The 10,621-nt window shown below is 68.1% G+C and carries 8 protein-coding genes; 4 read left to right on the top strand and 4 right to left on the bottom strand.

What is annotated here, in order from left to right; genetic code table 11:
* Positions 1-144 precede the first annotated feature (144 nt).
* The 3 genes from tilS to ABR323_RS21335 are packed head-to-tail and all read left to right on the top strand — an operon-like array spanning position 145 to position 2,596.
* Positions 145-1,431, top strand: coding sequence for a tRNA lysidine(34) synthetase TilS (gene tilS, locus ABR323_RS21345; RefSeq protein WP_439450742.1), 1,287 nt, complete (start codon positions 145-147; stop codon positions 1,429-1,431).
* Between the two features lie 36 nt (positions 1,432-1,467).
* Positions 1,468-1,728, top strand: a complete 261-nt coding sequence (locus ABR323_RS21340; RefSeq protein ID WP_439450741.1) for an exodeoxyribonuclease VII small subunit — start codon at positions 1,468-1,470, stop codon at positions 1,726-1,728.
* Entirely contained in the window at positions 1,718-2,596 is an 879-nt protein-coding gene (locus tag ABR323_RS21335) for a polyprenyl synthetase family protein (RefSeq protein WP_439450740.1), read from the top strand. The genes ABR323_RS21340 and ABR323_RS21335 overlap by 11 nt, the downstream gene beginning before the upstream one ends.
* A gap of 117 nt (positions 2,597-2,713) precedes the next feature.
* Here ABR323_RS21335 and ABR323_RS21330 read toward each other — a convergent pair whose 3' ends face one another.
* Entirely contained in the window at positions 2,714-3,085 is a 372-nt protein-coding gene (locus ABR323_RS21330) for a DUF4870 domain-containing protein (protein ID WP_057496924.1), read from the bottom strand.
* An 87-nt stretch (positions 3,086-3,172) separates the two neighbouring features.
* On the bottom strand, positions 3,173-4,540 hold the full coding sequence (pmbA, locus tag ABR323_RS21325; RefSeq protein ID WP_439450739.1) for a metalloprotease PmbA: 1,368 nt from the start codon (positions 4,538-4,540) through the stop codon (positions 3,173-3,175).
* A gap of 68 nt (positions 4,541-4,608) precedes the next feature.
* Between pmbA and yjgA the strand changes: the two genes are divergently transcribed.
* On the top strand, positions 4,609-5,199 hold the full coding sequence (gene yjgA / locus ABR323_RS21320; RefSeq protein WP_439450738.1) for a ribosome biogenesis factor YjgA: 591 nt from the start codon (positions 4,609-4,611) through the stop codon (positions 5,197-5,199).
* A gap of 41 nt (positions 5,200-5,240) precedes the next feature.
* Here the strand turns inward: yjgA and tldD are convergent, their stop codons facing one another.
* Complete coding sequence (tldD, locus tag ABR323_RS21315) at positions 5,241-6,686, bottom strand: metalloprotease TldD (RefSeq protein WP_135274650.1); 1,446 nt, start codon at positions 6,684-6,686, stop codon at positions 5,241-5,243.
* 59 nt (positions 6,687-6,745) lie between these two features.
* Entirely contained in the window at positions 6,746-10,597 is a 3,852-nt protein-coding gene (locus ABR323_RS21310) for a YhdP family protein (protein WP_439450737.1), read from the bottom strand.
* Positions 10,598-10,621 lie beyond the last annotated feature (24 nt).

The raw sequence follows: 10,621 nt of genomic DNA, 5'->3' as shown, positions 1-10,621 counted from the left end.
CGGGTTTACGGCGTCTCCCGCAACCGGCCCCACCCCGCCAACCCTCAGGAAACCAGCTTCTGCCGTTGCCGTTGCCGTTGCTGTTGCTCTGGATCGTAGCGGGTGCAGGGCGCAGCCCTGCCGACCAACCCTATACTTGCCGCCGTGACTGCCTTCCCTGCCCTCGTTCCGCTGGAAGCGCCGCTGCTGGTGGGCTACAGCGGTGGTGTCGACTCCACCGTGCTGCTGCACTGGCTGTGGCGCTGTGCGCAAGCCTCTGGTATCCCGCTGCGCGCAGTACACATCCACCATGGCCTGCAAGCTGCCGCAGATGAGTGGGTGAAGCACTGCCAGCAGCAATGCGATGCATGGGGCATTGAACTGGCCGTGCATCGCGTGCGGGTCGAGAACGGCACAGGCCTGGGCACCGAGGGCGCGGCGCGACTGGCGCGACGTGCCGCGTTCGCGGCCGAACTGCGCGACGGCGAAACGCTGGCACTGGCGCAGCATCAGGACGACCAGGCCGAGACCTTGCTGTTGCGCGCTCTGCGCGCTTCCGGCGTCGATGGTCTTGCGGCGATGTCCACGCACAGCCGCCTTGGCGAACATCCCTTGTGGCGGCCGCTGCTGGCGGTCCCGCGCAGTGCACTGCTCGATTACGCGCGCCACCACGCACTGCGCTGGATCGAAGACCCCAGCAATGCCGACGACCACGCCGATCGCAACTTCCTGCGCCTGCAGGTACTGCCGCTGTTGCGCCAACGCTGGCCGCAGGCCATTGCGGCACTGGCGGGCAGCGCAGCGCACTGCGGGCAGACCCGCGAACTGCTCGATAAGGAAGACGCCGAGCTGGTCGCACACCTGGAAGTGGCACCCCGTGTGCTGTCACTGCCGCTGCTGCGTCAGGTCTCGCCGGGCCGTGCCGCACGCGTGCTGCGTGCCTGGGTGGTCCTGCACGGTGCGGCACCGCTGCCGGCCACGGTGCTGCAGCAGGCGCTGGACGAGTTGCTGCCGGCCGACAATGATCGCCAAGCGCGCGTTCGCTGGCACGATCACGCGATCCAGCAATGGCGCGACCACGCCTACCTGCTGCCTGCACAATGTCCCACGCTGCCGAACGACTGGCAGGCCGAATGGGATGGACGCGCACCGCTGCCCCTGCCCGATGGCGGCCAGCTGCGCCTGCAGGGCGCCCCAGCCTTCGAACGCCCGCTGCAGGTCCGCGCACGCGTGGGGGGTGAGCGCATTCTGCTGCCCGGTCGCCAGCATTCGCACGCGCTGAAGGACTGCCTGCAACGCGAACATCTCGCACCGTGGCGACGCGCGCAGCTGCCACTGCTCTTTGATGGCCCGCAGTTGCTGGCCGCCGCCGACGTTGTCATTGCTGCGCCCCTGCAGGCCTGGCTGCAGGCCCACGATGCGCAGTTGCACTGGCGCCCGGGCGGCTGGTGAATTGACCCCCGCGCGCGGCCCGTCCACACTTGCCGCATGGCCAAGAAGTCCCCCGAAAACGCCTCCCCTGTCGCCCAGTTCGAGCAGTCGCTCGAATCGCTGGAGCAACTGGTGGAGCAGATGGAAACCGGCGAGCTGAGCCTGGAAGCTTCGCTCAGTGCTTATGAACGCGGCGTGGGCCTGTACCGTCAGTGCCAGCAGGCGCTGGAGCAGGCGGAACTACGCGTGCGCCTGCTCAGCGATCCGGCACAGCCGGAAGCATCCGAGCCTTTTAATCCGCCCAGCCATGACGGCTGAGACGTTGTTCGCGCGCTGGCGCGACCGTATTGAAAGCCAGCTCGACGCCGCCCTGCCCTCGCCAGCCGAGGCTCCGCAGCGCCTGCACCAGGCCATGCGCTATTCGGTGCTCGGCGGTGGCAAACGCATGCGCCCGCTGCTGGTGTACGCCAGTGGCCAGCTGTTCGGCGCGCAACCGGAAAACCTGGACGCGGCGGCGATGGCGGTCGAGCTGATCCACGCCTATTCGCTTGTGCATGACGACCTGCCGGCCATGGACGACGACGCCCTGCGTCGCGGCAAGCCAACCACGCACATCGCCTTCGACGAAGCCACCGCGATCCTCGCCGGCGATGCGCTGCAGACCCGTGCCTTCGGTTTGCTGGCCGATGCACCGCTGCCGGCGACGCTGCGCGTGGCCTGCCTGCAGACCCTGGCCCAGGCATCAGGCGCATCCGGCATGTGCGGCGGCCAGGCGCTGGATATCGATGCCACCGGCCAGCAGCAGACGTTGGCGGCACTGACACGCATGCACGCATTGAAGACCGGCGCGCTGATCCGCGCGGCGGTGCGCATGGGCGCGCTGTGCGGCCAGGCCCACGAACCGCAGCTGGCCCAGCTCGACAGCTTCGCCGATGCACTCGGCCTGGCCTTCCAGGTACGTGACGACATCCTGGATGTCGAAGCCAGTTCCGAGCAGTTGGGCAAGACCGCCGGCAAGGACCAGGCGCAGGACAAGAGCACCTTCCCCGCCCTGCTTGGAATGGACGGGGCGAAGACCCAGCTGCGCGAACTCGCGGCGCGCATGCAGGCCACTCTCGCCGGATACGGCGAGGAAGCCGACGCGCTGCGCGCGCTGGCGACGCTGGCGGTGGAACGCGATCACTGATCGCTGGCGCGGAGCTGCCGCACTGCGCGCTCGCCGGCCATGGCACGGCGCTACCGGCCGTGCAGATAAAAACGCCCGGCAGTGCCGGGCGTTCTTGTTTTCTACGTGCAGCCGACCTTACTTGACCAGGCGCAGTGCGAACGGGTAGCGGTAGGCTTCGCCGTTGTTCGCCTTGACTGCGGCAATGATGCAGAACACCAGGTTCAGGATGCCGACGATCGGGGCCAGGATGCCGCCGATGATCACAATGGTCAGCACGATGCAGATCAGCATCGCGATGGTGATGGTGATCTGGAAGTTCAGCGCTTCCTTGGCCTGGTCGGTCACGAAGGCCTTGCTGGCGTCATCCTTGTTGATCAGCCAGATGATCAGCGGGCCGATGAACCAGGTGAAGATGCCCAGCAGATGGGCGGCCAGAGCCATGGTGCGCTGGTCGGCCGGTGCGGTGGTGGTGGCCGGCGGCGGCGGGACGTTATCGAATTCGCTCACGACAAAACTCCTTTTTATTGGGTGGTCTTGACCCACCAGCACCAAGCTGGCTGCGTCAGGCGGGCATAGCTTACGCCATCGACGCCATCAATCATTACCGGCGATGGTCATCCGCCCCAGCAGAATCGAGCCGGTCCGGATGTGCGAGCGTGGGTCGACATCACTGCCGACCGCCTCGATCGAACGGAACATCTCGCGCAGGTTGCCGGCGATGGTGATGCCGTCGACCGGATACTGGATCTCGCCGTTCTCGACACGGAAGCCACCGGCACCCCGCGAGTAGTCACCGGTGACTCCGTTCACGCCCTGCCCCATCAGCTCGGTCACCAGCAGGCCGTCGCCCATCTGCCGCGCGATGTCCTGCAACGTGCCGGCATTGGCAGCCAGCTGCAGGTTGTGCACGCCACCGGCGTTGGCGGTGGTCTGCAGGCCCAGCTTGCGCGCCGAGTAGCTGCCCAGCACATAGCGCTGCAGTACCCCGTCGCGGACCAGGGCCGAGGCCCGGGTGGCCACGCCGTCGCCGTCGAAGGTGGCCGAACGCAGGCCACGGCGCAGGTGCGGCAGCTCCTCGATCTGCATCCAGTCCGGGAACAGCTGCTGGCCGACGCTGTCCAGCAGGAAGCTGGCCTGGCGGTACAGTGCGCCGCCGGACACGGCCGACAGCAGATGACCAACCAGGCTGCGCGCCACTTCCGGGGCGAACAGCACCGGCATGCTGCCAGTGGGCAGCGACCGTGGCTGCAGGCGGGCGACGGTGCGCTCGGCGGCACGTCGGCCGACCAGGCCCGCATCCTCCAGGTCTTCACGGGCCAGCGCACCGGTATACCAACCGTCGCGCTGCATGCCATCGCCCTGGCCGGCGATCAGCGCACAACCGATCGAATGGTGGGTGCCCCGCTCGCGGCCGATGAAGCCATGCGAATTGGCATACACCGACAGGCTCTGCATGCTCGACACCGAGGCGCCGTCGGAATTGCGGATCTGCGCGTCAGCCTCGCGGCCGGCGGTTTCACAGGCCAGGGCCAGGTCCACCGCCTCATCGGCCTGCAGCGCCCACGGGTGCCAGGCATCCAGATCCGGGAATTCGGTGGCCATCAACGCGGCCTCGGCAAGTCCGGCGGCCGGGTCGTCCTCGGTATGCCGGGCAATCGCGCAGGCCTGCTCGACGGTGGCCGCCAGGCTGGCCTCGTTCAGGTCGCCGGTGCTGGCACTGCCCTTGCGCTGGCCGAAATAGACGGTCACCGCGATGCCGCGGTCGCGGGTGGACTGCACGGTCTCCACTTCACCGAGGCGGACATTGACCTCCAGGCCACGGTCCTCGCTGCAACTGACCTCGGCCTGGCTGGCGCCCAGGGCGCGCGCACGGTCGAGCAGCTGCTGGGAGAAGTCGGCCAGCCGTTCCAGCCGGGCCGGGCTGTCGTCGCCAACGGCGACTTCAGGGGCGATCACGTTCAATGCTTTATCCTGTACAGGTTGGGCCCGGCATCACGCCGGGCGACTTTTTTAGAAATCAGGTATGGACGATGCGCGGACGCGACGAAGAAACCGGTGAATTCCACGACAAGAGCCGCAGCCAGAACCGGCGCGATGCGCTCGATGTTCTGGCCCTGGGCGAGAAGCTGGTGTCGCTGACCCCGGCCCAGCTGGCGCGCCTGCCGGTTCCGGAGGATCTGCTGCCGCACATCGCCGAGTGCAAGCGGATCACCGCCCACATCGCCCACAAGCGCCAGCTGGCGTTCCTGGCCAAGCACATGCGTCGCGAGGAAGATGCCACCCTGGATGCGATCCGCGATGCGCTGGATGCCAACAGTGAGACCGGCCGCCGCGAAGTGGCGATGATGCACCGTGCCGAAGACTGGCGCGAACGCCTGCTTGCCGAGGGCGACAAGGCGCTGGCTGCACTGCTCGATGATTACCCGCAGGCCGACCGCCAGCAGTTGCGCACGCTGGTACGCAACGCCCAGGCCGAGAAGGCCAAGAACAAGCCACCGCGTGCCTACCGCGAGATCTTCCAAGTGCTGCGCACGCTGATGCTGCCTGCCGCGCTGGGTCTGAAGGCCGGCGACGACGGCATCGAAGCCGACGACGCGGCCGACGCCAGCGACGAGGACTGAGTTCCCATCGGGCCTGGCGGTGGCGGTGGCCATCGCCCGGCTCAGGCCTGGGTACCGCCGACGGTAATGCCCTCGATCAGCAGCGAGGGCTGGCCGACGCCCACGGGCACGCTCTGCCCGTCCTTGCCGCAGATGCCCACGCCCTCGTCCAGGGCCAGGTCGTTGCCGACCATGCGCACCTTCTGCATGGTTTCCGGGCCGTTGCCGATCAGGGTCGCCCCCTTCACCGGCGCGGTGATCCGGCCATCCTCGATCAGGTAGGCCTCGGTGGCCGAGAACACATACTTGCCGCTGGTGATGTCGACCTGGCCGCCGCCGAAGTTGACCGCATACAGGCCTTTCTTCACCGACCGGATCATTTCCTGCGGATCGTGCTGGCCGGCACGCATGTAGGTGTTGGTCATGCGCGGCATGGTCAGGTGCGCGAACGATTCACGGCGACCGTTGCCGGTCGGCGCCATGCCCATCAGCCGTGCGTTGAGGCTGTCCTGCATGTAGCCGACCAGGATGCCGTCCTCGATCAGCGTGGTGCACTGGCTCGGGTGGCCTTCATCGTCGATGTTCAACGAGCCACGGCGGCCATCCAGGGTACCGTCGTCGACGATGGTCACGCCCGCTGCGGCCACGCGCTCGCCGATGCGGCCGGCGTAGACGCTGGTGCCCTTGCGGTTGAAATCGCCTTCCAGGCCGTGTCCGACCGCTTCGTGCAGCAGCACACCGGGCCAGCCTGGGCCAAGCACCACCGGCATCACGCCGGCCGGGGCGGGTACCGCGTCCAGGTTCACCAGTGCCTGGCGCAGCGCCTCGCGGGCAAACGCTTCCGGGCGCCCCTCGGCGAACAGCTCTTCATAGCCATAGCGGCCACCGCCACCGGAATAGCCGGATTCACGGCGACCGTTCTGCTCGACGATCACCTGCACGTTCAAGCGCACCAGCGGGCGCACGTCGGCGCCCAGTACTCCGTCGCTGCGGGCGATCAGCACCGTATCGACACCGCCGGACAGGCTGACCATCACCTGCTTCACGCGCGGATCGGCGGCGCGCAGGTAGCCGTCCAGGCGCTTGAGCACCTCGACCTTGGCCTCGTTGCCGATGCCGTCGATCGGGTCCAGTGCCGGGTACAGCGCGCGCGCGTTGCCGCGCAGCAGTGAACGCCCGGACTGGGCACCACCTTCACGCGAGATCGCACGCGCAGACTGTGCTGCCGCCAGCAGTGCGTCGGCATGGATGTCATCGGAGTAGGCGAAGCCGGTCTTCTCCCCGGCAATCGCGCGCACGCCCACCCCCTGCTCGATGGAATGGGCACCATCCTTGACGATGCCGTCTTCCACGCTCCAGCTCTCGCGGCGCGCGTGCTGGAAATAAAGGTCGCCGAAGTCGACACCGGGGCCGAGCAACTGGCCGAAGGTGCGCTCCAGGCCAGCGGTATCCAGGCCACCGGGGCGCAACAGGCGGTCTTGGGCAAGCGTCAGGGCGGTATCAGTCATGGTCTCGATCTGGGGATGCGGGGGCGCTCAGGCAAGCCCCGTGAACAGGAAGGCCACGCTCAGCGCGAGCGCGGCAGGTCGGTGACGGTCGGCGGAATGGCCGGTGCCGGCTTGGGCGCAGGCGGCGGGGTCTTGTCGCGGCTGCGTTCGATCACTTCCACTTTCGGTTCCTTCCATGGACCGGTCACCTTGTACGTGCGGGCGCCGATTTCGCCCAATGGCTTGGACAATACCGCATTGGTGGCGGCACCGAGCGCGGCGCCCACCGGCCCGCCGGCCACCGCACCGACCACGGTCAGCAGGTTGCCGGCACGCGGGTTGACGTCGATGGTCTGATCGAACTGCTGGTTGCGCAGGTCAGCCTGGCCGCGGATGGTGATGTTCGCTGCCGGGCCCTCGATCAATACCTTGTCGGTGCGCGCCATGCCTTGGCCGAACTGCATGCTGCCGTCGATCTGGTTGAACGCGAAGCCCTTGGAGAAGAAGTCGCGGAAGTCGAACATCAGGCGCCGCGGCAGCTGGGTGACACTGAGCAGGCCCAGCACGCGGCCGGCACCGGGTTCCAGCTCCAGCAACTGTCCGTTGCGCGCGTGCAGATCGAGGGTGCCCTGCAGGTTGCCCAGCTGGAAGTCCGACGGGCCGCCGCTCCATGACGCCTGCAACTGCGCCCGGCCCGAACCGCCGCGCAGCTGGCCGCCGTAATCGAGGTTCTGCATGAGTCCGCCCAGATCCTCGCTGCGCACCTGCGCGCTCAGCTCGGTACGGGCACCGCCGGTGCGGCCGAGCCAACGGCCACTGATGTCGATCTCCTGGTCCGGCGCGCGGAAGCGCAGCTCATCCACGTTCAGGCCATTGGCCAGCGGCCGCGTGCGCAGCACCGTCTGGCCGAGCACGACCTTGCCGAACTTCAGGTCGGCGATGTCCAGTGCGAACGGCGGCAGCTTGGCCGGATCCATGTCATCGGCACCGGCCTGCACCCGCGCCGGAGCGGCCGCGCCCGGCGATGGCGGCAGCGATTGCCAATGCACACGGTCGAGCTGGCCACTGATGGTGCCGCCCGCAGCGTTGGGCACGGTCAAACGGCCGGCCAGCGTAGGTCCATCCAGGCGCACGTCCAGTGCCTGCGGGCCGGGCTGCAGCTGCAACCGGGTCTGTTCGAAGACGCCGCCGATCAGCATCAGCTTGCCGACCTGCACATCCACCGCACGCAGCGGCATCGTGTCATCGTCGCCGCCACCACGGGCCAGGCTGATCCACTCCAGCGCATCCAGGGTCGGGCTGCGGCCGTTGACGGTGAGCCCGCTCGGCGGCGGCTCGCGATCGACATGGTCGCTGCCCAGCGTGACCTGCACACCGGTGCGGTTGTTGTGGCTGCGTGCGGCCAGGGCCAGACGCTGGCCGAAGGCCACATCGATACGGCCGGCGCCCATTGGCAGCTGCGCGGCCACCGTGGTCGCCAAAGGCTCCCCGGCCGGTTTATCCAGCGGAGCCGGCAGGTCCAGACGGGTGCCGACCAGGTCCGAGCTCAGCCGCAGTTCGCTGGGAGGTGCCGGTGCACCGGGCGCGACCTTGGGCAGGTTGACCGCGATGGTCCAGGGCGAGACGCCACTGATATAGGGCTTGAGCCAAGCCATCTCCGGTGCGCGGTCGATCAGCACGCCGGCGTCGAGATTGGCCGACAGCTGCGATTCGAACGCCAGCTTGCTGTCGCGCACGTAGCCACCGGCACGCAGGCTCAGGCGACCGTCCTGGCCGAGATGGCGCACCGACAGCTCTTCAGCATCGAAACCGCCGTTGCCGTAGCGCGCCTGCCCGTGCATGTTGTCGAAGGTCAGCTGGAAGCGCTTGTCGACCAGCTTCACCCCCGCCAGATCGACCGTCCCCTGCAGGTGACCGCCACCTTCGTCGTGATGCAGCGGCTGCAGCAGGTCGAAGGTCACATGCGCCGGACCTGCTGCCGTCAGGTTGTCCAGGGTGTCGCCATAATCCTTGTGCAGCGGGCTCTGCCGCAGCATCGCCAACAGCTTGCCGGCCTCGCTCTGCGTGTCGGCACGCACATACAGCGGTTGTTGGCCGAAGTCCTGGATGCCCGCCTCGAATTTCTGCACCGCCACGCCGGCCAGGTCGCCACGCCCGTGCATGTCGAAGCCGGGGCCGATGAAGGCGATATCGGCATCGACCTGGCTCATCAGCGGCCAGTCGTGCTGGAAGCGGATGTCACCATTGGTGATGTGGCCGGTCGCCTCGAAACGGCCATCGTTGTTGTCGAACGGCCAGTCGTCCAGGTCACCACTGACCAGGCCGATGCCGTTGCGCACCTGGCCGCCGGCCAGTGCCATGTCCAGCCAATCGGTGGCGCCCTTGCTCATCCTGGAATGGATCCAGAAGCGCTTGGCCGCGGTCATTGGCACATCGTCCAGCTTGGCCGCCAGCTGCATCCACGGCCGCGTGCCGTCGCCCTGGAACCACAGCCCGCCGCGCACGTCGGCCGCGTAATCGGTTCCCTCCACGCGCATCGCAGCGGTGCCGATGCGCCAGCCGCCGCCTTCATCGCGCCAGCCCACCACCTGGCCCGCCAGGTGCAGATCGTGGCGCACGCCGAAGCCGGTGGGCCAATCGAACTGCAGTTGGCGTTGCGGCTGCAACTGCAGGCTGAAGCCATTGGCATCGCCCTCGAAGCGGCCGCCCAAGCCGCGCAGGCCAGGCGAATTGCCCACGCTGGCAAAACCCAGCGACTGCAGCTCGCCTTGTGCCCACAACGGGCCATCGCGCTCGCCGGACACCTGCAGCTCTGCGACGTCCAGCTGCGGCTTGGACAGGAACAGCCAGCGGCGCAGCCCCGGCTCAAGGCGATCGCTCAGTGCCAGTGCCCGCAGCGCGGTGCCGGCCTGTACTTCACCGGAACTCACCCGCAGCTGCTTGCCGACCTGCAGCTGCAGGCCATCGAGCTGTTGCTCGCCCTCTTCCGTCTTCAGGCGCAGGCGTGGTACCTGCAACGCCCAGCCATCGGCCTGCCGTTGCCAGCGCAGGCGTGCCTGCAACCGCTGCAGCTGCAACCGTGGTGCAGCCAGGCCCGGCATCGGTTCACCGTCGACGCGCACGTCGCGCAGGTCAGAATCGGTGGTCAACGCCACCGGTGCAAAATCACGCAGGGTCAGCCACAGGTTGAGTTCACCCTTGCCCTCGCGCAGGCGCACACCGCCGGCGGCCAGCAGCGGCGACCAGGCATGGAAATCGACCGGATCGGCCCCCAGCCAAGCCTGGCCGTTGCCGTGCACGCGGTCTACGTCCAGCACCGCAGTCAACGGCAGCGCTTCGGTCTGGGCCCAGGCGCGCACGCCCACCCGCAGGCGCTCACCATTGACGCGCAAGCGCAGGTCGATGCGTGGCAACGTGGTGTCGATGCCCAAACCGGGGGCATGCACGCCCAGACGGCCACCAATCACCTGCAGTTCGCCCAGCCGGCGCAACGCCTCCAGCGGGTCCCCGCCATTGTCGGCCTGCGGCAGGCCACGCACCGACCAACGGCCGTCCTCGCCCTGCTGCAGGTCCAGCGCCAGGCCACGCAGGCGCAGCTCGGTCAGCGAGCGGCCCGGCAGCAGGCCGCTGTACATTGACACCAGCACTTCGGCTTCACCAATGGCCAGGCCCTGGCCGGCGCCGATGCGCAGGCCCTTGAGCTGCAGCAGCGGACCGCGCCGGGTCCAGGTGGTATCCAGTTGCTCGAAGCGCACCGGCTGTCCGGCGCGTTCGCTCAGCCACGCAGCAATCTTCTCGGGATGGCGCTCAGCCAGCGGCAACAGCTGGCTGAGGGTGCCGACCAGCAGGGCAAGCCCAACCAGGCCAACCGCGCAGGCGGCGATGAAATGACGGCGGATCCTTCGCAGTCGCAGGCGCGGCGGCGCGCTCATCGGCCACCGAAAGCAGACAGTCGG

It is taken from the genome of Stenotrophomonas sp. ATs4 (assembly GCF_051861585.1).
Lineage (GTDB): Bacteria > Pseudomonadota > Gammaproteobacteria > Xanthomonadales > Xanthomonadaceae > Stenotrophomonas > Stenotrophomonas maltophilia_AS.
The sequence above is the reverse complement of the archived record's forward strand: the minus strand, read 5'-3'. Positions and strand labels throughout refer to the sequence as shown.